We start from the raw sequence: 22374 nt of genomic DNA on the forward strand, positions 1-22374 counted from the left end.
TTCTTCATTGACATCTGATTACAGCAATATTCAGCAACGCATCTATATTTCAGAATTAAAATTCAAAAACACAAAAACAAAAGAAATAAAATATTTATTAAACATTAATGTAGCGAATTAAATTCCAACCACGTTAAGAATTAGAGAGTCACCAAAATCGTGGCTTCTACATATATTAAATGAAAAAAATGATCATGATTTGCCTTATTGCGCTCGCGCAATTAAAAGGCTACGGACAGGAAATCCCACAAAGAAAATCTGAAATCAGAGTTGGCTATGGGCTTGTACCTGTTCAAGAAATCGGAACACTATTGGGCGATTGGATTACAATGGGAATCGTAGGTAGAAGAGTGGAAAGTACCGAGGGTACCGGTGCTATTTCCGCAGGATACTCGCTCAATTTAACACAACGATTTTCAGTGGGAATCGACGGTTTTTATGGAAAAAATACAGTCCGTTACAAGGATGATCTTGGAGATTCCAAATGGAGCACTTATGGTGGACTGGTAAATGCAAAATATCTGTATCTGGACAGGGGCAAATTGAACTTATACGGTAAGGGCGCTGTTGGATATGCACAATACCACAACCGTCAAAAAGAGAACTCCGACAACTTTGGCGCACTATCCTACCAAGCTTCACCATTCGGTATTCGTTATGGCAATAAAATTGGTGTATACGGTGAATTTGGTTTCGGATATCTGGGTATCGCCAACGTTGGTGTATCTTTCAAATTATAATATTTCATACTATAAATTAGTATAGTTTTTCAAACATTTAAATAAAAATTACTATGATCAAATCTATCATATCATTACTATCTGTTGCGCTTATAAGCAGCAGTTGTTCAACAATCCAACATAAAGAAAAAATGGATTCAACTAAAAACAGTGTATCGGTAAAACTTCAGAATTCCAATCCCGTTACCATCAAAAATCCTTCTGGTAAAATTACCCTCTATGCTGTGGCTGCAAACATTGCTGATGTACCAGCAACGATAATAGCTGAAAAAAGCTTTAAACAAAATGAATTACCGTTTGAGATCAAATTGGATCTTCCAAAAAATCATTACAAATTAATCAAACCGGCAGTTAACGAAACTGATCCTATAAAATATTACGTCGCTTTGGAATGGGATTCCAATGGTGACGGTACAGTGGGCAAAGGAGATGTGAGAATTGACTTTGACAAGAAATTTCCAACCGTATCTCTTGGAAATAATAATGAGGTATTTGTCTTACAGGCAGATTAGTACTTTTTACAGCTTTCCAAAAGTATTTTCTTAAAAATGCTTTTGGAAAGTACCTTTATAGACGGCTCTATTGCCCGTCATCACCATCATCGCAAATCGATGCGGGCATCTATCCAAAAGTACGCCCTGTTTTTGCGGAATAAGTCATCGGGTAATTGATGGTTATAAATCAGTTCTTCCAATGTATTAAAATTATAACGCAACACCTCATCGTTCTTAAACTGGATCGGACGTAAAATCGCGTCTTCATCATCAATAAAAATATCAGATTCGAAAAGATTAATTTGATTTGTTGTGACCCAGGCTATAGCGGCTACTTTATCCATTTTTATCAAAGCCTTGGACGCTTCTTGATATTGTTTCATTTCCCAAGGGAGATCTTCGGGATAATGGGAGGCTACATAGTCCTGATATATTTTTATATCCCCTACTCGCAGGCATTCGTTGCGAATCAACAACCTTGTTGTATCGCGGGCAAAGCTCACATAGTCGGGATGCATAAACAAGCCGTACCGTTTACTATACAATGCTATCTTATCTGCCAATTCTTGCCTCATAATTTATGTACGCAACAAAAATCATCCCAACATCCTCTTTTATAGCAGGTTTTAAACTAAATTATTGATTTTTTAGGTAAAAAAATAGGATTTATTCAAATTCAAGTAGTATATGGGAAATATAAAGAGTTAGTTTTTCCAGTAAAGAGAAAGGATTCTGATATCACTCCTATTTATATGCAAAGTGATATCAAAATCCCTGATTGTTATTAAAATATTTTTAAACCTACAATACCCGCCACAATTAACGTCGCCGACAAAAGTCTAAAGACGTTTGCTGAATCGCCGAAGAAGAATATCCCGACCAGCAATGTACCTACAGCACCTAAACCAGTCCAAACTGCATAGGCTGTACCGATTGGGATAGCCTTTTGCGCATAAAACAATAGTGCTCCACTGATAGTCATCGAGACAACAGCCAATATAATCCAACCAAATTTATTGCCATCTGGTTGTTGGGCCATCTTCAATCCTAGGGGCCAACCAATTTCAAAAATACCAGCGATAATTAATGCAATCCAATTCATTTTCAATTATTTAAATGATCCACTACAAAAGTAGTGACTTGATTGGCTGCATTTTTTGATCTATATCAAAATCGTTCCTTAGCGTCTGATACGACTCAAAGTCTCCTGTGTAATTCCCAAATAGGATGCAATGTGACCAAGATTGACTCGATTTAACAAATTTGGCTGCAACTTGATCAGCGACTGGTAACGTTCTATAGCAGATTCAGTGTGCAATGAGATAATACGTTCCTCCAAGACAATACATACCTCCTCCGCAATTTTTCTCCCAATAAGATTTAACTCCGGATATTTACGATAGAGTTCATTTAGATCATCCACAGCAATTGCATAGACCTCCGAATCTTCAAGAAACTGAATATTCTCAAAGGAAGGTCTTTCAGTATATACAGGTAATATCGATCCAAAAATTTGATTTTCTTCACCAAACCAGCTGTTGAGTTCCCGCCCATTTTTAAAGAAATAGGCACGAATCAGACCCTTACTTAATACAAAATAACTGGATACATGCTGGCCTTCTTTTAGAAAATGTTCTCCCTTACGCTTCGAAAAATACTTGATTCTTTGTTCGATCTCCTTTTCGGCGGCTTCATTGAGATGCCCATATCTTCTGAACTGCTGGATTAATGGATTCATGGCTTACGATAAACTAATGGATCTGAAGATACAAAACTCTCAAAAAAACGGTGAAAGATATGATAAAAAAGTCAGGTGTAATGTATCTTTGTTTAAACGGAAAACCTGTCAATAAAAATTAATCCGTTTGGAAAAAAGCAGTACAGAAATCGATAAATATGCAAGAACTCAACCAGTTTTATTTAAGCCAGGAAGAACCCAATAAGAGCTGCCTGTTGGCACTAAAGCATATTATTCTTCAGCAGGATACAGAAATCAGGGAAACGGTAAAATATGGGATGCCTTGTTTTTGCTATAAAAACAAAGCATTTTGTTACCTGTGGACTGACAAAAAAACAAAACATCCTTATCTGCTGATGGTAGAAGGAAAATATCTGGATTATCCTGAGCTCGAAACCGGAACACGTTCGCGGATGAAGGTATTTCCTGTCAATCCAAATGAGGATCTTCCACTGGAGACCATCAGAACTATTTTAAATGCAGCGATCAACCTATATCGCGATGGAAAAATCAATAGTAAGAAGAAAAAAACAATAAATTAGCCATAGATTTGAAAACAACACGTTTGTGAAGATAGATTATTTATCCAAAACAGAAATAGCATATTCCAATTGTGTATCTATTCCATCAGCGATCTTCTTACTGTTAAAAGGGATTAAAACATCTGGGGGGAAACCGATCCCCTCATATATTCGTCCATCAAAATATTTGAAAGCCGCCGAAGAAGTATAAACCGTCAAATACCCCGGTACCCTAAATGTCCCTGCTTGAAACAGGTTTGTTGCTCCGATAGGTCCAGTAGCACCCCAGCTTGTTTCACCAATTATTTTTACATTTGGCAAAAGATATAAAGACATCATTATCAATTCGGCCGTAGAAACCGTGAATCTATCCGCTAGTATAACTATTGGAATCAAATTACCTTTTTCCCCTTTTGTAGATGGTATAGTAGCTTTTATCCAAGGACTATAATCTAACATTCCAGTAGCTCTTTTATATTTACTATAACCGATAGTTAATTCAGACTGAGCAAAGTGGTTTAGAAAAAAATTTAGATCAGCCAAATCTCCACCAGAATTATTACGCAAGTCAATAATCAAACCCTTATAATGATTCTGATAAATACGATCAAACAACTTATCCAAAACAAATTTCACATTCCCTTCTGCCTTTGAATAATATGATCTTTCTAAAGAAAATTGATTACAATGAAAATATATAATGTTCCCCCTTATAGTTGCTAATTTAACCTCTTGTGATTTCTTATTATACTTTGTTACTTCATCTATACTATGTAAATATCCAACGTCAAAATATTTTTCATCTAATACTGAATAATCAAATGGCAATCTAAATTCACTCTCTTTCGCTTTTCTATCTGCGGCAGGAAATATAATTGCTCCTGCAAGCATATTCTCCTCAAAAACAATTTGGAAATGCGAGTCTATTAATCCCCGAGTTATTTCTCTAAGATAATCTGCTGATTGAGATACATCATTTTTGTTGTTTACATCTAGTCTTTGAAATAGTGGTTTATACTTCTTATAAATCATGGCCCAATCTGTTGTATCAATATCCCAATAGATATAATGTGAGCTCATTCCATACCAAAAAGCATCAAAAATTTCATCAAAATTTCTGGGTTGTTTCATTAAGCTCAAATCGTCGTTATATACAGAAGTTTTACATCCTATTAAAACTATTGAAAATAAAAACCAGCTAACAAACTTCATTTATTATTTATAAAATATCTTATACCCAAAGAAGTAACTAAGGTCCTATTAATTTGTCCTTTTTGATTTAATAAGGCTCACTTCTCCTGTTCGATCAGGGAGCCAAAATAATCAACATCTAATTTTAATTTTATATTCTTGTGCAAAAAATATTCAGCACCAGTACCAATTACCATCCCGAATTCGATCCTATCGTCTTTCATTCCATTAAACTGATATTTTTCCTGATAACTTACCAAACGATAATATTCGATCTGTTCCTCACTTTGTGAAACTTTGAGGCTAAAAATATCCGGAACATGCCCCTTTATATAAGCATCAATCCAATACCCCATATATGTCCCTCCCGATAATAAAACACAAAATTTATTTATCACAGGGATAGCAAACTGAAATTTTAAAGGGAATTGTAAATAATTATTGTTCATTTTGGTTATGATTTCACTATAATTATCTATTCTAGCTGAAGAGTATCGTTTTTGAATATACATCAAGGAGAATGACATCGAAATTCTTCTTTTTAAATACAATTCAACATCAATACTACATACAAACCCTCCTCTCGGTACATTTTTTTTCGTAAAATATCTATCAAAATTACTAGCCATATAATTTTTAGAATACCCAGAACTTAATCCAAAAAAAAATTGAGCTTTTGATGGCTTTCCTACTAAAACAACTAGAATAATCAATAGAATATCTTTGAGTTTGCACATGAAATTTGAATAAAGAGAAATCTATAGTATAAATAACTTTTTCGACACTCATAATCCCCTAGATGGCAAAAATGTTTTTACCAAAGTGGTCTTAGCTCCTCCATTATTGGGCACAACATCAAAAGATACGCGGACATATATAGGTGGTGGATAGCCATCTTTACCCAAACCGCTGATAACAGAAACCCAATAACTAAATTTAGCTGGATTGTTCTCTGAAGGATTACGATAAACTATATATCGTTCATTTCCAACTGCCTCAACACCCCCTGTTCCTATCCCAAATACATTCGTATAAACCTGATCACTATGCACCAATAAGTCCGTATTAAGGTTTTTGATCGTAGCACCAGTAGCTGTAGAATTAATTATTGCGGGATTCCATGTAATATTAACAGCATCTGGATCAAACCAAACTTTTGCATCAGAATACGTTTCCTGCCCTATACTTCCACCTCTTGGATCCTCTGCATCTATAGTTACGAAATTCTGATTAACTCGAACCGTTGGCTTGCTATTTACATTAAAAACCCCAAGTATTTGGTTATATTTTGGAGAAGCACCATCACCACTTTGACTATTATATTGTCCCGGCAACTTTAATTTCAAATCTTGAATAGTTCCATTATTAACCATAGTACCATTCAATTTAATATCTGTATTTAGTGTCATATTTAAAGATGTTCCCCCATTAGTTCCTCCTAGAATAGCATTCAAAAATCCCTTAACAATCCCAGAAGCAGCATTATTGATGGAATTAGTATATGGACGACTAGTATTAGTCCCATCAAAAGCCTCCACAAAATTGATACCTCCAGTAAAGGTAGTAACGCCATTTATTAATAGAGATCCGAAATTAATTCCTCCGCTTGGAGTTACAGGAATAGATTTTACTGTTCCGGTTTGCGTTCCATTAATGTTCACATCTGTTATATTACTCCATTGGGATGTAAATTGTAAACCATATCCTGGAAATGATTTTGCTTGTTGACTTATTGTAGGATCATAAGCCATCTCATACTGAAACACAAGCCAAGTTCCACCAGCTGAGGAAATCTGCTGATTTAAAACTTGTTGAAACTTAGGAAGGTTATGTGTCGGATCAATTTTCTCTTGTGCATTGAAATTCAACATAGGGGAAGTCGCTCCTGATCCGTAAACGCCCAATCCATGAACAACATGCGAAGTTGCAATCGCGCTAGCTGGTTGCCAAACATAGAACCTTAGAAGTCCCCTATATACATTATACAACGAGAAAAAATAAGTATAATTTGCATCATTTAGTACTGTAGCTGGAGAGAAAGTATTATAAACAAGCTTCCAGCCATCAGCTTTCTTATAATCTCCTACTAAATTTGGATCAATCGCTGTAGTGCCAGAATTCCATGGTAATGGCAAGGGATTTGTCCCGCCGCTTGGCTTATAGGGAACATGTGTAGCTACTTCCCAATCGAAATCATAGGCCGAAATTGGGCCGGCTTTAGCTTTGTCATTTACCGTCGAAATAATTTGTATATTCGACTTTTCTTTTTTACAGCTAATGCAACTAAATACAGCTAAAACAAACATTAACTGACAATAAAAACTTACACTTCTCATAATTAAAATATTTTAAATATAAACACAAAAAAAGCAACAAATATGTGATAAACAAAGAAATTAGTATTAACAAAACATGAAATTTAAGTAAAAGTTATCATAACCATTCAAAATCCAATAATCTGCAAACATATAATTAAAAAAAAGGCTCTATTTGTCCTCACTGCAATGTATGAGAGTTGGACCCACTGTTTATTTCTAATTTTTATTACTTTCTATTATTAATCAATTTTACTTAACAGAAAAAGAGAACAATAGGTGATTTTTTACAATTATAGAACATGTGTTTTCCATTAATTAAAAATAGGAAGAAACATATACTGAAGATAGAATATGGAATGAATCTCAAATTGCCGAATTAATGGCTACGATCGTTCGGTTGGAGGTGATTATCGGCACGGTTGGCTGTGGAAAGGGCAAGACTTTAAAAAAATATCAGGTGGAACTAATTCATGTAATGGTGCAATAATACATACCTAATTGAGACCAGCAATAGAAACTTGAGTAAAAAACATGCAACCTATTATTCCTGCAATAAAAATTATAATAACCAATTAAGATTACAGACCTGAGTAATTACAAAATATTAAGAACATAACGAAAAATTTCCCATAGATAATTAAGACCAAAGACTTTTTATTCTAGATCTTATAAAACATAACATAAGCCTCTATAAAAGTGTATGAAAAAATGATCGATACGCTTGATATCCGTGTTGCTCAGGACGTATTCTTAAATGCGAGTGGAAAAAAACATCAATTACAACTTACATTCGACGTATTCAATTTTGGAAATATGATCAATAAAAGTTGGGGTGTGGCACAATTTGCCAATAAGGCGAATGGTATCCTAAATTATAAAGGACTCAATGCGGAAGGCCAACCAACTTTTTCTTTCCCTTATTTAGATGCGACGAATCAGATTCCATTGACCAGTACTTTCTCAAATAGTGTTGACGAAACATCGCGTTGGAGAATTCAACTTGGCGTCCGTTATCGCTTCAATCAATAAGTAAAAAATAATGTAAATTTGACCCATCCTTGTTTAAGGATGGGTTTTTAGTTTAATATGGTATGAAAAAAATATTACTTTCTTTTGTTGCACTCTTTGTATGTATTTCCTCCCAAGCGCAACATTTCGACTTAATCCCTTTAGGTATATATGGTGGTGAGCAAGAGGATAATCTATCGGCCTACCTGGTTGGGGCTCCAAAGGACACCGCATTTCTCTGTCTTGATGCAGGTACAATAAATACCGGGATACGAAAAGCCATTCAGCTAAAAAGTCTCCATGGAACAGAAGAAACGATACTACATAATCAAATAAAAGGGTATTTTATTTCTCATGGTCATTTAGATCATCTATCCGGTCTGATTATCAATTCTCCGGCGGATAGCAAAAAGAATATTTTTGCCCTTGCTCCTGTACTTCAAATTTTGCAAAACCATTATTTTATAAACGATACCTGGATTAATTTTGCTGATCAGGGTCAAAAACCAATTCTTGGAAAGTATCATTACAGTGAATTGCAAGAAGGAATAGAACTTGCGGCACAAAATACCCCCTTCTTCCTGACGGCATACGAATTAAGCCATGTAAATCCATATAAAAGCAGTGCTGTGCTGGTGCGCTATCATGATCATTATCTACTCTATCTCGGAGATACAGGTGCCGACCGGGTTGAAAAGGCTGACCGACTTGACAATCTTTGGAAAAATATTGCGCCATTGATCAAAAAAGGTCAATTAAACACGATATTAATTGAGGTGTCTTTTCCCAATAGCCAAGCCGAAAACCTGCTGTTCGGTCACCTTACCCCTAATCTGTTATTGGAGGAGTTAAACAAACTAAAAGATAAGATCGGGCAAAATGATTTAAAAGGATTAAACATCGTGGTCACCCACCGAAAACCAACAAGAGATAATCCAGAAATCATAAAAAAGGAGCTCTTAAAAAACAATCCTTTAAAAGTAAATTATATTTTTCCTGAGCAAGGAAAGAAGATTAGTCTACCTTAACCATATCCGGCAACAAGATCTCGCAAAAGTGCGATTCTACTGAAATTGAATTGCTGAAAGAAGACGATTGGGGTTACGAACAAAATTAAAGAACAATAGGGATGACCGAGTTTTTTGGCCGTCCCTATTGCTATTAAGAGAACTATATTGCCTGAATAATATCTGCCATATTCAAACGTGATTTGGCTGTTATGCTAGGTTGATTTGAATCCTCCACATTCCGATAGCCAATGGCGACGGCAAATAATGTATGGTATTGCTCGAGCCCCAAGATTTGATCATAACGATCATTTTCAATTCCCTCCATTGGTGTTGCATCAATATTATTTGACGCACAGGCAGCAAGAAAAAATCCCAAAGAAAGATACACCTGCTGTTTCATCCAGGATTGCACATGTTGTTCCCCCTGTGATTTTAAAAAACGATGGTAATAATTTATCGATCCCTCGGGAAGCGTGCTGTTGATCTGCTCCTCGAATCGTTGCACATCGTTAAGAGCACTAAAGACGACCAAATGACTTGCCTCATTAATTTTCTCTGCATTCCAATAGGATGCTTCTGCTAATTTTGTTTTTGTCTCTCCATCTGAAATAAAGAAAAACTTCCAGGGTTGGCTATTGATAGATGATGGACTCAGGCGAAGTATTTCTTTTAGCTCAGCAATCTTGTCCGCTGAAATTCTTTCTGTTGAATTATACTTTTTTGTTGTATAACGTTGTTTTGCTGTTTCTATAAATGCCATAACATACAATTTTAAATTAACTATATTTTTTATAGTTGCAAACTTAAATATAGTGTTATATATTTGCAATAACGGTCAAAGTTGATAGTAACAGATGTATTTGATAGACAACAAACAATATCCATGCAGTACTAGCCTGACAATGAAATACATAGGCGGAAAATGGAAAGCAGTTATTCTCATTCATTTAATTGAAAAAAAACGTTATAATGAGCTGAGAAAAGAATGTCCAATGATTACCGAACGTACATTGAGCCTACAGCTGAAGGAGCTGGAAGCGGACGGCTTGGTCACTCGGACAGTACACACGGACAAAGCGCCATTAAAGGTTGATTATGAACTTACGGAATTTGGCAGGACACTTATCCCCCTATTGGAATCTATTGCACTATGGGGCAGAGAAACGGCAAGTAGAACCGGAGCCGTTCAACAAGCTAAATAGAATCCAGATCGTGGCTATGCTTATCAGTAAGATATGAATGAACATCTCCTTAAGATCAACAGCATAATTGAACAGCTCGACGGGGACACCCTCAGTGCACTTGAGGCTGTCTCAAAAATAAAAACCTATAAAAAGGGTGATTTTCTACTCTATCAGGGTGAGGTCTGCCGATATAGCTTTTGGATCGAATCCGGTATCGCAAGAAAATTTTATCTGAACGAGAACAAAGAGCTAACGACTGAGCTGCTCTTTGAGAATGACCTCGCCGTTGCGTTTAGCAGTTATGTAACCCAACAGCCCAGCCAAGAATTTATACAAGCGGTCACGGATGTTAGGGTATCATCAATTGATAATAGCTCTTTCCAGCGTATAAAAGGTCAATTTTCGGCTTTAATGGAGCTCGATCTCCTGATGACCGAGTATTACACCATGTGGCTGGAAAAAAGACTTTTTGATTTTCATACACTTGATGCTTCCACGCGTTATTCACAGCTCCTGCGAGATCAACCCAATATGGTACAACAGGTTCCCCTTACCTATATCGCATCTTACCTGGGCATTTCATTAGAAACCTTAAGCAGAATCCGCGCAAAAATCAAATACTGATTATTTGACTTAAGTCAAATGCCATGTTAACACATCTTTCAAAATTTGCATAACATTTTGAAAGCAATTATCATGGCAGAAAAAACGAGATTTATAGGATTTGACTTACTAAGAGCGTATGCAATCTTTGGGATGTATATCGTGAATTTTAACATGGTGTTTGGAGACCACAACGATACCAGTTGGCAGGGACAATTCCTATCCCTCTTTAGCGGCAACTCAAGCACTATATTTGTTATGTTAGCAGGTATGGGATTAACCCTGATGACAAAAAAACAGGCATTTGGCACCGCTGAAGAGCAGCTAAACCAGAAATATATTGTACTTAAACGGGCCGGATTTTTATTTGTTTTGGGATTAGTACTCGCGATCTGGTGGCCAGCGGATATTCTGCATTTTTACGGGTTTTATATGTTCATTGCCTCCTTTTTCCTTTTCCGCGATAAAAAACAATATATCTACGGCGCAATTATCTTTGCCCTCGTCTTCCACCTGCTACTTCTTTGGATTCCCTATGAAACAGGATGGAATTTTGACACACTGGAATATAAAGATATGTGGACTTTAGCTGGTTTTATACGACACTCTTTCTATAATGGCTGGAATGCTGTTTTCCCTTGGATGAGTTATTTTATTACCGGAATGTACCTGGCAAAACTAGAATGGACGGATTTAAGTATACAGAGGAAAACATTTGGTATCGGACTAGTCATGTACTTATTGATCCAACTATTGCAAGGTATTCCCAAAAATCTGATGACTCCTGAGATTGATTTTTTTCTGAATGCAGATTATCTCCCCCCTTTTCTACCCTTTTTAATCAGTACAATCGGCTTTGGATTAATGTTAATTGCTTCGTTCATGTATATCAGCAAATTTATTGCACATCACAAATTTGCAAACGATTTGGCCAAAACGGGACAAATGACATTGACACATTATATTTCCCATCTAACAATCGGATTAGTTTTCTTCTCGTTTATAATAAATCAGGGATACTTTGCCAAGATCAACCCATCTAAATCACTATCCCCGATGCTCATATTTATTATTTCGCTGCTCTATTTTATATGCAGTTACTATTTCAGTAAACTTTGGACCAAAAGATTTAAACATGGTCCGTTCGAACTTCTACTGAGAAAAATTTCTGCTTAAGTTGGGCTAAGCGCAATGACTCTTAAAAAGTTCTTCATTCGGAAGCGTTCATCCCAGATCGCTTCCGAATGAAATTAAGATTAAATTTGTTGTGGCTACGATCTTGCAAGTTTATATTAGAAGTTTTCTTCAACTAATTCTTTATTGACCATTGCTCCCGCTAAATTGCCCGCTGCTACAGCATTGGCAACGGACCGCATCATACTCGTATTATCGCCACATGCAAAAACCCCTTTAATAGTTGTTTTCTGAAAATTGTCAACGACAATATGCCCTTGTTCAGTCAAGTCACAGCCCAACTCAACAGGAATACTTGAATGCTGCCTAAAAGGGATTGCTGCATATACGGCATCAAATGCTATTGCTTTGTTACCCTTGAAAATCACTTTTTCCACCCAGCCATTCTTGTGCTGGATTTTACTAACCGGTTCATCTATGACAGTTACACCGTGTTTCTTCAATTTTGCAGCCTGCTCCACACTGAAATTTGCTTCTCCAGAAGTCAATATTGTCAGATCGGTAGAGAGGTTGTTGACTAAAGATGCCAAATGTAAAGCTCGTTCACCGTTAGCCATAATTGCCGTTTTCTTGCCACTGAATTCATATCCATGGCAGTATGGACAATGAATAACTGAAATCCCCCAACAGGCCGAAAAACCTTGGATGCCTGGCATGATATCTTCTACCCCAGTCGCAAAAATCAACTTTTTTGCGCTAAATAGTTCACCATTTTCAGTATTGATTTCAAAGCCATTGCTTGTTTTCTTTCCACTTACAGCAAGTCCTTTATGGAATCTTACTGTTGGATAATTTAATACCTGCTCTTTCGCTTTTTTAGCAATAACCGATGGCTTTTCGCCATCATGAGTTATAAAATTATGCGAATGCGGTGTCTGTCTATTACATGGTAGACCACTATCAATAATAAGCACCTGACGTAGTGATCGCCCCAGTGCCATTGCTGCCGAAAGTCCGGCATAACTTCCTCCAACAATGATGACATCAAAATTTTTATCGTCTTTCATCTTTATAAATTTGATTTTAAATGCTGATGATACTAGCAGATTTATGAACCTGTAAGTAAGGTCTTCGTCCACCGGACCTATTCATTCCAGTAGGTGAATTAAATAAATCAGAATAGTTTCATCTATGATTGTCTTGTTTATTCTATTTTTTACAAATGATCAAATAAAAAGGATAATTCTCTTCTACTTCCTTGATTTCAATCAATCCATATTTTTCGAACTCCGAACGAATAGATTCCAAGTCATAAAAGAACATGCTAACACCTCCAAACATTTCAAAACGATCTGTGCCTATGGCAGTCCCTTGCCTATAGATATTTGCCTGTTTTGACACAGTCGTAAAGATCATGTAACCATCGTCGGATAACTGCTCGTAACAGTCGCGTATAAATTTAGCCCGTTCCTCAGTTCCTAAAAGATGGATGAGTGCGTAACAAAATATACCACCATATTTTTTGGTATCAAATGGCATATCTACGACCGAACCATGATGTATGATCGTGTGACTTCCAACATATTTTCGGGCGATTTCAATTGCTGTATTGGACAACTCAATTCCGGTAACAGCTATTCCATGATCAAGAAATACATGACCATTTCGCCCATAGCCAAAGCCCGGTATAAGGATTTCCTTGATATTTTCTCCTATAAAGAGATCTTTCGCGAGGTGCGCTGAATGAGCAGGACGCCCTCCCCACATCTCCCCTTTTTCTATAAAATTACGTTCCCAAAACTCCATATCTGTAGGTCTTTACATTAAGTATACAGTCTATTTTTGATTGAATTCTGCTTCTGATAGACTCTTTAATTTCAATAATGATAGGACGAAGGTAAGTTATTTTATTATTGCAACTATGTAGCAACACTATTAAATGCAATTAAATTGCAAATAAATTACATTTAAAGACCGCTATTCACATAATGGTTATTTATCAGTATTGAAAAAGACAGTGTGCCGACGATATCTTTGCCTTTAGACAAAAGAAATACACCTCTTGCTAAAAAGAATAGAATGAAACCATCATGATTTATTTAATTCACTTGCTAGAATGAATAACCGAGCAAAGCGAGCTCATGAATGCTGCTTAAAACATACACTCGATGAATAAATCTGATAGCTTCATCACAATTGAAAAACAAATTTATACAGATGAAAAAAATAAAGACACTTTTTGCGGCTTCATTGCTTCCTTTCTTCGCCACACAGGCCGCCGCACAACAATTGGACAAAATGACCTGGTTTAACGAACCTACGGAATGGACAGTCAGTAACAACTCCCTTTCCATGTTTGTCACACCCAAGAGCGACTACTGGCGAATATCACATTATGGATTTACCGTAGATGATGCACCCTTTTTCTACACGGAGAGAGGGGGTGAATTTGAAGTGAAGGTCAAAATTTCGGCCAAGTATAAAAATCGTTTTGATCAAGCAGGTATCATGCTGCGTATAGATCATGAAAATTATATAAAAGCGGGAATAGAATTTGTCGATGGCAAGTACAACCTGAGTACTGTCGTCACGCATCGAACCAGCGACTGGAGCATCGTACCAATAGATAAAGAAATCCCTTTTATATGGATAAAAGCAATTCGAAGATTAGATGCTGTAGAATTCTTTTATTCTTTTGATGACAAGGAATATGTGATGATGAGAAATGCCTGGTTACAAGATAATCATCCTGTCATGGTTGGTTTGATGGGTGCATCCCCGGATGGTGATGGCTTCCAGGCTAAGTTTGAACACTTTGGGATCAAACATCTTCCAGACCAGCGTAGAACCAAATGGCTAAAAGAAAATAATTCCAATTGAGCAGCTTAGTCAGGTCTGTCAAAAGCTACTCTTTTGACAGACTTCTTACTATAGCGAAGTATCATCTTGATTATACATTTTATTGTATATACTGATTGCTTCATGCGAGTTGCGCACCCGTAGTTTTTGCAGAATATTCTGTCGGTGTCGATTGACGGTATTAACGCTCAAAGTTAGCTTCTCGGCAATATCTTTACTACTCATACCTGCTCTAATACACCGTAAAACCTCCCTCTCCCGCACACTCATGACATCCTTCATCTCCTCTTTGTCAAGCGGAAAAACTTCGCCGCTGACCTGATTAAAAATATAGTTTTTCTGACTTTGACGATCTTCTCGATCAGGCATTAATGTATAGCAGCATAATGCCAGTTGCGGAAATTCTTGACCGGGGGTATCCAAATAGATAATCTGATGCGACATCAACATAATTTGCCCATCTTTTCCTTCTACACGGAGTACACTATTTGCCTGATATCGAAAACGCTCTTTCGGTTCGGTTTTCTTGACCAGTTCAAGAAACTGCAGTTCAAGTGCATGTTTTACAGCCAGATCTTCAGGGTGTACGCGCTCTAGAAGAAAATCCTCCCATATACTGTTGATCTCCAATTTTCTTTTGGCTGAACTCATATGTAAACGTTCAGCAATCTCGCCCATAAAGGTAAAACTCCAATTGGCTGTCAGATCACTCAATACCACAATGCCGTTATGAATGTCGGCATATGTTTTGGCATATTGCTTATAGTATCTCAAGACAGATAGGTCTACACTTGTATTTCGCAGTCCTTTACCAGCAAGATTTTTATTTAGTGTCTTTTTTAAATCCGATCTCATAGTTAAATATTCGCAAGTTCATGGACATCCCCGGACCATTTTTAATCTATATACAACATGACCGGACTTTTCGCAACGCTCTTGTTAGGCAAACATTTACGCTTAAAAAGAAAGACCGATCCGAATATAAGGCAAAGTCGCCTCTTTGCTAAAACCCAGCACTCCTTGAATCGTAAGAAGCTCTCCCGGCATAAAATAAATTCCTCCGCCATAGCCCATATGCCATGTATCTGAACTTTCCGCTGTCATCCAAACCCGGCCAATATCGTAAAAACCAATCGCTCCTACCGTTCCTGGAACAAGATAGGATGAATAACTGAACAGTTTCAATCGCATGTCAAAATTATTATATACAGCTGTTTTCCCTGTAAAGCGTCTTGAATTATATCCACGAAGACTCATCTCACCCCCGATTTGTGCGTGCTGATAAAAATATGGATCTCCCCAAACAGCATCTATCCCTGTCCTATTCGCAAATGTGATGTAGTCATTAGCAATCGTTTTATAAAAACTCATTGCATGATGTAGCTTTGTATATTTCCGTGTCTCGCCGCCGATCTCAGCATTCCACCCTACTCTGGTATAGATATGTATACCTGATTTTGGATTTGCAGCGTTATCACGTGTATCATAATCTATTCCTCCAGTAATTCCTGTAAAAAAATTGCTCCCATAAATAGGTTCAGAAGGAAACTTAGCATTAAACTCCTCAAAGTATTTTCCAGTATTATTAGCCTCTTTACTGTTGTAATACTCAGAAGATGAACCATAAAATAATTTCAGTTTAGGATCTAGATACTTTTCCAGAAAAATGTCGCCACTTACAATATCAAATCTATTTCGATAGTAAGAAATACTCCTTGAATCCGATTTTTCAAACAAGGTGTTGTTTCCATAACCAAAAAAATTGCTCAGATTTCTAGGGCCAAGTGATGAAAGGTGAATAGAAAGATCCTGATCTGCAATCAGTTTTTTAAAGTGACCTTTGTAATCAAACATAAATGATTCACGTCCTGTTAAATAACTGGCCATAAATTGGTGCCGATAAGCATAGGGTTTCTTCCGAAACCCTTGATTTTCTACCAGGTATCCTAGTCCGAAAATCAGACCGCGGTCAACACCATAATCCAGATTGACTACGACTCCTTTACGATCGTATACAAAACTATCGTACTCAAATTGGTGAATAGCAGTATCTGCGCTCAATTTTAGTCGCACATTTTTATCAACCTGAATGTTGGAAGCCTCTTGATTTTTAGAATCATAAATATAAACCTTACGTCCATTGTCAAATTTATCAGAAGTACGATATAGATCTTCACCTCTTCCACCTATTAAACGGAGTTTGATAGGAGATCGGCCAGATCCATGGATTTTATATTCATCCGAACCTGAAATCCCATAGATTCTGATTTCCTCGGTTTGACTAGGTAAAAAAGTACGTTTTATAAGCTTTCGACCCTCAGTACCATCCTTTTTCTTATTGTGTATATTGACCGATACAGAACCGTCTTGATTGTAATCGATATCAATGAATTCAGATTTGGCAGATAAGGGCAAATCAACAATACGGGCAAGAAAACGGTAATAGGTTAACCCACTCTCCATGAGATCGTCCCTTCTGGATCGAATATTTGTTTCCAGTTCATTCGCACTTAATTTTACGATAGTATCAGGCATAGTAAGCATAGCCTGATGAATCAGCGAATCGGTAAGTGTTTTCTGAACAAATTTTATTTCATCGATCCATTCGTCTTCTGTGAGATGGGTAAGAAAAAAATGGTCAAAATGACGCGCGTTAAAATTCCAATGGGCCACATTACGGATATGTGGGCTAAATGGTTGTAAGTGGGCCTTTAACCATTGATAGGAAAGTAAGGTCGGAAACAGACCCGAAGTTTTATAATAAACCTTATCCCGATCACGTGGTACAGGGGTATAAATCTTCTTGCCCTTCTCTTTTTCGGGATCCCATCGCCAATTATCTTGATGACGGTCCCAATCCCCTAACGTAAAATCGAGTAATCGTGACCGTAAAGTTAGTTTTTGATCAATCTGTGTATCATTATCTTCCAGTACCTTTCGGATAACTTTTGCACTATTATCTGTTTTTTGGTCTTCAAAGGGTGTACGTGCCTCAAACATATAAGGCCTATTTTTAAAGACCTCGCGATACTCGCCAAATCCTGGATCATCACCAACAAAAACGAGTTCTGGAGATGCATGTGGAATACCTAAGGCCTTATTAAATGGCGGAACAGTCAAAGCACCAAATGGATGATGTATCGATATTTGATCCTGAACGATATCTTTTGCAAATGTTTTTCGAAGACTTTCCGGAAGACTGCGTTCCGGATATTTCTGTATAGACCTGAGCACCCATTCTCTACCAGAAGGATCAGCCATCCGAAGTGATTGGGTCTGCATCCCCCCGCCCAGTTTAATGATATGAAGTCCCCCTTTTTCAGTTTGAAGATCCATAACACGCATTTTTACAGGCGTATTATATAATTTACGGTAGCTATCGCCCAACCAGAAACGATGAACCAAGCCCACTCGGTCATATTCAGGTGCAATAACAGATGTAATACTGTCAACTTGTTGACCCTGCGAATTTAACGCACAACAGCAAGCGATTAAAGTAAGGATTCTTCTCATTTTATCTAAGTCGGTCTTCGGGAGAATCAACATTCAAATTAATAGCATATGCAGATTCTCTTTCCGCATTAAGCAATAGATCAATAGTCACCTGTCCTAAATAATCAAAGTAGTAACTGTCTATCCAGGCTAAAGTTCATATTTTAAAGCATGGAATCAAAAACTTTCTGTTCCTTTTTTAGTTTAAACCTTATATTTTCATAAAATTGATAGATTTTGATCATCATGACATTGTGATATTTCACGTAAATAACGTCAATCATTCGCTTTTGACCAGCGGGCAGCTTGCGGCACAAACAATCCTTATTCAGTCTGCCACCGCTTCGAAGAAGATAGGTGGAAACCTGTTGATAAGTACATGCGTTAAATATTCATAAGATATCGTATTTTTATTTATAACTACAATCGTCTTTATGTGTATGTTTCCAAAGTTTCCCAGGGCAACTTGGCTCATTTTTTTTGTTTTAACAGTCATCATAACCATCCTATTTTCGAGATTTGACAGTCCCTCGGATGGTAACGATGTGCTTGGTTTCCCCTTTCCTTTTTATCGGTATCTGGGAGGAAAGCGTTACCCAGAACCACCGGACAGAACATATTTCAACGGCATATATCTTCTTCTGAACCTTATTATCTATTTTGGAATCTCTTATGCATTAACTTATTCTATAAAAAAGTTCAGAAATAAAAGAGCGAACACGAAGTAGACAATCTATTTGTGAAACCTGTTATTTTTAACACCTTAAATTTTAATTACAAGAATTGCTATCACCATGAAAAAAAACACGCAGATAACCAACCTAAGTATAGAATCCGCTGGTTTACCTAAAGATCCAAAACTGGTCATTGCTGAGTATATATGGAACGGCTTTGACGCAAAAGCGACCGAAGTCGATATTGCAATTGATAGCAACGAACTCGGTTATATAAACAGTATTAGCATCAGTGATAATGGAGAGGGGATCGTTTTCGATACGTTACCCTATTCATTTGGTAATTTTCTCGATTCAGTAAAGAAAAATAGCATCAAGCGAAGTTCCTATACAAGAGGAAAGAAAGGAAAAGGTAGATTTTCTTTTTCATTGTTTGCGACAAGAGCGATCTGGAATACCATTGTAAAAGAAGAAGGAGAGTTAAAAACATACCGCATCCAGATCGATAGGGACAGCAAAGAACAATATGACGTTAGCGAAAGTACCCTGGTAGAAAATCAACAGACAGGTACCCGAGTAAGATTGGAGGGCGTTTTCGGGCTAAATTCGTCCCATTTAGAATCCCAAGAATTTATAGATTTCATGGCGCAGGAATTTGGCTGGTTTCTTTACCTTAACCGCGATTTAGGCCATACCATAAGAATTAATGGAGCGCCGCTGAGATATGATCATCTGATTCAAGAAACGGATCTTCTATCTTGGACTTTATATAGTCCTGAAGGTGATTCCTCCTATACTTTTCAGGTCAATTACATTCGTTGGAACCAACAGATCGGAGACCGCTATTACTATTATTTGCGCAATAGCGAAAAAAGAGAAGTGGCAAAAGTTCTCAGTAGCTTTAACAATAATGCAATAGATTTCCATCACTCGGTCTATGTAACATCCAACTTTTTTGACGCTTTTGAACAGGAAGATATCAGCGTCTCTACAGACATAAATCTCTTCACGGGCAAAGAAAAACAAGTTGTCTACCGGAATTTGCTTGCTGAATTGCGCGATTTTCTGGATCGTAAGCAGAAAAAATACGTTCGTGAAAACGCTGTTGCTGTCAAGCTCGCTGAATTGGAAAAGAAAGGATTTCTGCCCAATTACGGCCAAACAGAAAAAGACAGGAAAAGAAAAGAAACATTGCTCGCATTGGTTCAGGAAATCTATATCATAGATCCGCGCATCTTCTTTGGAGTCAAAACCGACCTGATCCGTACCTATTTAGGTTTCCTGGATCTCCTACTACAAACAGAGAAAAGTGCAGAGATCCTACCCATACTAGAAAAGGCAATTCCATTGTCTGACAAAGAGAGAAGCCGAATAAAACAGATCCTAATACTTCCCGATAATCTCGATAAAGGAGCCATTTAAGCACATTTGGGAGGTATTTTTATTTAATGACTTTTATATGTCATTAAATAAAATAAAAAGTTTGAATTTTGCTTAACACTGTTAAATCATTTATGCATTAAAGCATGGGTAGTAAAGAACGCATACAACGTATCAAAGATGAGAATAGAACTAATATTCTCGACGCCGCTCTTCAAATCGTGAAAGAAGAAGGATGGCAGGCATTGAGCATGCGTAAAATTGCGGATATCATTGAATATACCGCACCCATGATTTATGAGTATTTCGCAAATAAAGATGCAATTTTAAATGAACTCGCTAACCAGGGTTATCTCTTACTTGCCAAAAAAGTCAGACAAGCCAAATCAACTCAAACCGACCTGGAGAAACAATTGGAAGCGATGTGGTTCAGTTATTGGGATTTTGCATTCGAGGAGCGCGAATTGTACCAACTCATGTTCGGCGTTGGAACAGCCTGCTGTGGATTTGAAAAGACTTATAAGTGTGCGGAATCTCATGGTAGAATGATCAGTGACGTGATTCGTGAGATCATGAAGGATAAAAATCCATCGGAAGATTTGATCTGTAGAAAATATTTTACATACTGGTCAATTATACATGGGCTAATATCAATCAACTTGGTTAACCAGGGTAATGGTGAAAATACCAACCAAGAGGTTCTAAAAGATGCGATCTACGGTATCACCCGCTCGCTTACTGACTAAATTTTTTTACACCAGAAAATACAACGTTAAAAAATCTAACACCGTTAAATACACCACAACTTCAATTTTTAATATCACATGAAAACAAATGTATCACCAAGTCTTAAGAAGATTTACATTCCTGCACTTAACAGTGTTAAACGAATTAATATCGTAAAGACCGCATATGTGCTTAGTGCAATCTTTTTATACAGCTGTTCAACAGGAACCAGCAAACCTATTGATCCTCCTCCTGTTAGCCTACCTGTTGTTGCCATCGAAAATGGTAATGAGACCATCTATCAGGAATATCCAGCAACAATAGAAGCTTCGGCGAATATCGAGATCAGACCTCAGGTTGAGGGGATTTTGGAACAGATCTTTGTTGATGAGGGTGCGAAAGTCAGTAAAGGACAGGCGCTTTTTAAAATTAATGACCGGCCATTCCAAGAGCAATTGAATCAGGCCAAAGCCAATTTATTAGCTGCAAAAGCTGCGTTGGAAAACGCCGAACTGGAAGTTGAGAAAAAAACAAAATTAGTCAATACCAAAGTATTGACTGACTTTCAGTTAAAGACAGCGATCAGTGCGCGTAATGCTGCTAAAGCGAATGTTCAATTGGCAGTATCTGCTGTAGAAACGGCTAAAATCAATGTTGGTTATACGCTGATCCGTGCTTCGGCGGAGGGGTATATCGGAAGGCTACAACGAAAACAAGGAAGTTTAGTGGGGCCAGCAGATCCACAACCTTTAACTGCACTGTCAAATGTCAGAGATCTTCACGTCTATTTCTCATTGGGAGAAAATGACTTTATCGCTTTCAAAAATAATACGGAAGGCAGTAATCTTCAACAAAAATTGAATAACCTCCCTCCCATCAGTTTAGTACTTTCCGATCAGACAATCTATGATCAAAAAGGAAAAATAGATATGGTGGATGGTCAGTTTGACAAAAATACAGGCGCAATTACCTTACGTGCGACATTCAGTAATCCTGAAGGGGTTTTACGTAATGGAAATACGGGCCGTGTCAGACTCCAAAAGAAATATGATCAGGCTTTATTGGTGCCACAACTTGCCACACTTGAAATGCAGGACAAGATCTTTGTGTATACTGTCGGAAAAGAAAATAAAGTTGTACAGCAGCCCATCACCGTCATCGGAAAAAGTGGCGCAAACTATCTCGTAAGCAAGGGAATCAGTGCCGGAGATCGCATTGTTTACAAGGGTATTGATTTACTTCAAGATGGCCAAAAAATAACACCACAACCTTTATCAAAAGACAGCATCAATTAATATTATA

General features: G+C 37.2%; 23 protein-coding genes. 12 read left to right on the forward strand and 11 right to left on the reverse strand.

Annotated elements, in window-relative coordinates; translation table 11 throughout:
- Positions 1-179: 179 nt before the first annotated feature.
- Both DFQ12_RS07010 and DFQ12_RS07015 read left to right on the forward strand, forming a co-directional pair.
- Positions 180-740: a porin family protein gene (locus DFQ12_RS07010; protein ID WP_120258244.1), complete on the forward strand. Its 561-nt coding sequence runs from the start codon at positions 180-182 to the stop codon at positions 738-740.
- A gap of 131 nt (positions 741-871) precedes the next feature.
- Positions 872-1252 (forward strand): hypothetical protein, encoded by a 381-nt coding sequence (locus tag DFQ12_RS07015; protein WP_167457207.1) that lies wholly within the window; start codon positions 872-874, stop codon positions 1250-1252.
- Positions 1253-1338: 86 nt separating this feature from the next.
- On the opposite strand, the gene DFQ12_RS07020 is transcribed toward DFQ12_RS07015, so the two are convergent.
- From DFQ12_RS07020 to DFQ12_RS07030, 3 genes are all read right to left on the reverse strand, one after another.
- On the reverse strand, positions 1339-1809 hold the full coding sequence (locus DFQ12_RS07020) for a hypothetical protein (protein ID WP_120258246.1): 471 nt from the start codon (positions 1807-1809) through the stop codon (positions 1339-1341).
- Between the two features lie 209 nt (positions 1810-2018).
- The gene (locus tag DFQ12_RS07025; RefSeq protein ID WP_120258247.1) at positions 2019-2336 is read right to left on the reverse strand and encodes a DMT family transporter; all 318 of its coding nucleotides are present in this window, start codon (positions 2334-2336) and stop codon (positions 2019-2021) included.
- A gap of 78 nt (positions 2337-2414) precedes the next feature.
- Entirely contained in the window at positions 2415-2972 is a 558-nt protein-coding gene (locus DFQ12_RS07030; protein ID WP_120258248.1) for a Crp/Fnr family transcriptional regulator, read from the reverse strand.
- 158 nt (positions 2973-3130) lie between these two features.
- On the opposite strand from DFQ12_RS07030, the gene DFQ12_RS07035 reads away from it, so the two are divergent.
- Positions 3131-3514 (forward strand): DUF1801 domain-containing protein, encoded by a 384-nt coding sequence (locus DFQ12_RS07035; protein WP_120258249.1) that lies wholly within the window; start codon positions 3131-3133, stop codon positions 3512-3514.
- Positions 3515-3550: 36 nt separating this feature from the next.
- Here DFQ12_RS07035 and DFQ12_RS07040 read toward each other — a convergent pair whose 3' ends face one another.
- The 3 genes from DFQ12_RS07040 to DFQ12_RS07050 all read right to left on the reverse strand — a co-directional run bounded on the left by DFQ12_RS07040 (position 3551) and on the right by DFQ12_RS07050 (position 7020).
- A complete protein-coding gene (locus tag DFQ12_RS07040; protein ID WP_120258250.1) occupies positions 3551-4705 on the reverse strand; it encodes a S41 family peptidase in 1155 nt (384 codons plus the stop codon).
- A gap of 77 nt (positions 4706-4782) precedes the next feature.
- Positions 4783-5421, reverse strand: coding sequence for an outer membrane beta-barrel protein (locus tag DFQ12_RS07045; RefSeq protein WP_120258251.1), 639 nt, complete (start codon positions 5419-5421; stop codon positions 4783-4785).
- A 48-nt stretch (positions 5422-5469) separates the two neighbouring features.
- Complete coding sequence (locus tag DFQ12_RS07050; protein WP_147420349.1) at positions 5470-7020, reverse strand: hypothetical protein; 1551 nt, start codon at positions 7018-7020, stop codon at positions 5470-5472.
- 690 nt (positions 7021-7710) lie between these two features.
- Between DFQ12_RS07050 and DFQ12_RS07055 the strand changes: the two genes are divergently transcribed.
- The gene (locus tag DFQ12_RS07055; RefSeq protein ID WP_147420350.1) at positions 7711-8031 is read left to right on the forward strand and encodes a hypothetical protein; all 321 of its coding nucleotides are present in this window, start codon (positions 7711-7713) and stop codon (positions 8029-8031) included.
- 62 nt (positions 8032-8093) lie between these two features.
- On the forward strand, positions 8094-9038 hold the full coding sequence (locus DFQ12_RS07060) for an MBL fold metallo-hydrolase (RefSeq protein WP_120258254.1): 945 nt from the start codon (positions 8094-8096) through the stop codon (positions 9036-9038).
- A 142-nt stretch (positions 9039-9180) separates the two neighbouring features.
- Here the strand turns inward: DFQ12_RS07060 and DFQ12_RS07065 are convergent, their stop codons facing one another.
- The gene (locus DFQ12_RS07065; protein WP_120258255.1) at positions 9181-9780 is read right to left on the reverse strand and encodes a nitroreductase family protein; all 600 of its coding nucleotides are present in this window, start codon (positions 9778-9780) and stop codon (positions 9181-9183) included.
- A 142-nt stretch (positions 9781-9922) separates the two neighbouring features.
- On the opposite strand from DFQ12_RS07065, the gene DFQ12_RS07070 reads away from it, so the two are divergent.
- From DFQ12_RS07070 to DFQ12_RS07080, 3 genes are all read left to right on the forward strand, one after another.
- Entirely contained in the window at positions 9923-10222 is a 300-nt protein-coding gene (locus tag DFQ12_RS07070; protein WP_208642458.1) for a winged helix-turn-helix transcriptional regulator, read from the forward strand.
- A 33-nt stretch (positions 10223-10255) separates the two neighbouring features.
- Complete coding sequence (locus tag DFQ12_RS07075) at positions 10256-10828, forward strand: Crp/Fnr family transcriptional regulator (protein WP_120258257.1); 573 nt, start codon at positions 10256-10258, stop codon at positions 10826-10828.
- Positions 10829-10900: 72 nt separating this feature from the next.
- Positions 10901-11983 (forward strand): DUF418 domain-containing protein, encoded by a 1083-nt coding sequence (locus tag DFQ12_RS07080; protein WP_120258258.1) that lies wholly within the window; start codon positions 10901-10903, stop codon positions 11981-11983.
- Between the two features lie 116 nt (positions 11984-12099).
- On the opposite strand, the gene DFQ12_RS07085 is transcribed toward DFQ12_RS07080, so the two are convergent.
- Entirely contained in the window at positions 12100-13008 is a 909-nt protein-coding gene (locus DFQ12_RS07085) for an NAD(P)/FAD-dependent oxidoreductase (protein ID WP_120258259.1), read from the reverse strand.
- Between the two features lie 142 nt (positions 13009-13150).
- Complete coding sequence (locus DFQ12_RS07090) at positions 13151-13747, reverse strand: class I SAM-dependent methyltransferase (protein ID WP_120258260.1); 597 nt, start codon at positions 13745-13747, stop codon at positions 13151-13153.
- Between the two features lie 411 nt (positions 13748-14158).
- Here DFQ12_RS07090 and DFQ12_RS07095 point away from each other — a divergent pair, with 411 nt between their 5' ends.
- A complete protein-coding gene (locus DFQ12_RS07095; protein WP_120258261.1) occupies positions 14159-14821 on the forward strand; it encodes a DUF1349 domain-containing protein in 663 nt (220 codons plus the stop codon).
- A gap of 48 nt (positions 14822-14869) precedes the next feature.
- Here the strand turns inward: DFQ12_RS07095 and DFQ12_RS07100 are convergent, their stop codons facing one another.
- Both DFQ12_RS07100 and DFQ12_RS07105 read right to left on the reverse strand, forming a co-directional pair.
- On the reverse strand, positions 14870-15655 hold the full coding sequence (locus DFQ12_RS07100; RefSeq protein WP_120258262.1) for a response regulator transcription factor: 786 nt from the start codon (positions 15653-15655) through the stop codon (positions 14870-14872).
- Between the two features lie 102 nt (positions 15656-15757).
- Entirely contained in the window at positions 15758-18313 is a 2556-nt protein-coding gene (locus DFQ12_RS07105; protein ID WP_167457208.1) for a BamA/TamA family outer membrane protein, read from the reverse strand.
- A gap of 773 nt (positions 18314-19086) precedes the next feature.
- Between DFQ12_RS07105 and DFQ12_RS07115 the strand changes: the two genes are divergently transcribed.
- From DFQ12_RS07115 to DFQ12_RS07125, 3 genes are all read left to right on the forward strand, one after another.
- On the forward strand, positions 19087-20388 hold the full coding sequence (locus tag DFQ12_RS07115) for an ATP-binding protein (protein WP_120258265.1): 1302 nt from the start codon (positions 19087-19089) through the stop codon (positions 20386-20388).
- Positions 20389-20492: 104 nt separating this feature from the next.
- A complete protein-coding gene (locus tag DFQ12_RS07120; RefSeq protein WP_120258266.1) occupies positions 20493-21092 on the forward strand; it encodes a TetR/AcrR family transcriptional regulator in 600 nt (199 codons plus the stop codon).
- 78 nt (positions 21093-21170) lie between these two features.
- The gene (locus DFQ12_RS07125; protein ID WP_120258267.1) at positions 21171-22367 is read left to right on the forward strand and encodes an efflux RND transporter periplasmic adaptor subunit; all 1197 of its coding nucleotides are present in this window, start codon (positions 21171-21173) and stop codon (positions 22365-22367) included.
- The last annotated feature ends 7 nt before the right edge of the window (positions 22368-22374 follow it).

The sequence above is a fragment of the Sphingobacterium detergens genome (assembly GCF_003610355.1).
Lineage (GTDB): Bacteria > Bacteroidota > Bacteroidia > Sphingobacteriales > Sphingobacteriaceae > Sphingobacterium > Sphingobacterium detergens.

Excerpts from the sequence above, each read along its gene's own strand:
- DFQ12_RS07100 (WP_120258262.1), bottom strand. The coding sequence starts at position 15,655 with ATGAGATCGGATTTAAAAAAGACACTAAATAAAAATCTTGCTGGTAAA.
- DFQ12_RS07025 (WP_120258247.1), bottom strand. The coding sequence starts at position 2,336 with ATGAATTGGATTGCATTAATTATCGCTGGTATTTTTGAAATTGGTTGG.
- DFQ12_RS07050 (WP_147420349.1), bottom strand. The coding sequence starts at position 7,020 with ATGAGAAGTGTAAGTTTTTATTGTCAGTTAATGTTTGTTTTAGCTGTA.
- DFQ12_RS07075 (WP_120258257.1), top strand. The coding sequence starts at position 10,256 with ATGAATGAACATCTCCTTAAGATCAACAGCATAATTGAACAGCTCGAC.
- DFQ12_RS07115 (WP_120258265.1), top strand. The coding sequence starts at position 19,087 with ATGAAAAAAAACACGCAGATAACCAACCTAAGTATAGAATCCGCTGGT.
- DFQ12_RS07030 (WP_120258248.1), bottom strand. The coding sequence starts at position 2,972 with ATGAATCCATTAATCCAGCAGTTCAGAAGATATGGGCATCTCAATGAA.
- DFQ12_RS07020 (WP_120258246.1), bottom strand. The coding sequence starts at position 1,809 with ATGAGGCAAGAATTGGCAGATAAGATAGCATTGTATAGTAAACGGTAC.
- DFQ12_RS07035 (WP_120258249.1), top strand. The coding sequence starts at position 3,131 with ATGCAAGAACTCAACCAGTTTTATTTAAGCCAGGAAGAACCCAATAAG.
- DFQ12_RS07095 (WP_120258261.1), top strand. The coding sequence starts at position 14,159 with ATGAAAAAAATAAAGACACTTTTTGCGGCTTCATTGCTTCCTTTCTTC.
- DFQ12_RS07125 (WP_120258267.1), top strand. The coding sequence starts at position 21,171 with ATGAAAACAAATGTATCACCAAGTCTTAAGAAGATTTACATTCCTGCA.
- DFQ12_RS07060 (WP_120258254.1), top strand. The coding sequence starts at position 8,094 with ATGAAAAAAATATTACTTTCTTTTGTTGCACTCTTTGTATGTATTTCC.
- DFQ12_RS07055 (WP_147420350.1), top strand. The coding sequence starts at position 7,711 with ATGATCGATACGCTTGATATCCGTGTTGCTCAGGACGTATTCTTAAAT.
- DFQ12_RS07070 (WP_208642458.1), top strand. The coding sequence starts at position 9,923 with ATGAAATACATAGGCGGAAAATGGAAAGCAGTTATTCTCATTCATTTA.
- DFQ12_RS07090 (WP_120258260.1), bottom strand. The coding sequence starts at position 13,747 with ATGGAGTTTTGGGAACGTAATTTTATAGAAAAAGGGGAGATGTGGGGA.
- DFQ12_RS07105 (WP_167457208.1), bottom strand. The coding sequence starts at position 18,313 with ATGAGAAGAATCCTTACTTTAATCGCTTGCTGTTGTGCGTTAAATTCG.
- DFQ12_RS07065 (WP_120258255.1), bottom strand. The coding sequence starts at position 9,780 with ATGGCATTTATAGAAACAGCAAAACAACGTTATACAACAAAAAAGTAT.
- DFQ12_RS07120 (WP_120258266.1), top strand. The coding sequence starts at position 20,493 with ATGGGTAGTAAAGAACGCATACAACGTATCAAAGATGAGAATAGAACT.
- DFQ12_RS07010 (WP_120258244.1), top strand. The coding sequence starts at position 180 with ATGAAAAAAATGATCATGATTTGCCTTATTGCGCTCGCGCAATTAAAA.
- DFQ12_RS07085 (WP_120258259.1), bottom strand. The coding sequence starts at position 13,008 with ATGAAAGACGATAAAAATTTTGATGTCATCATTGTTGGAGGAAGTTAT.
- DFQ12_RS07045 (WP_120258251.1), bottom strand. The coding sequence starts at position 5,421 with ATGTGCAAACTCAAAGATATTCTATTGATTATTCTAGTTGTTTTAGTA.
- DFQ12_RS07080 (WP_120258258.1), top strand. The coding sequence starts at position 10,901 with ATGGCAGAAAAAACGAGATTTATAGGATTTGACTTACTAAGAGCGTAT.
- DFQ12_RS07015 (WP_167457207.1), top strand. The coding sequence starts at position 872 with ATGGATTCAACTAAAAACAGTGTATCGGTAAAACTTCAGAATTCCAAT.
- DFQ12_RS07040 (WP_120258250.1), bottom strand. The coding sequence starts at position 4,705 with ATGAAGTTTGTTAGCTGGTTTTTATTTTCAATAGTTTTAATAGGATGT.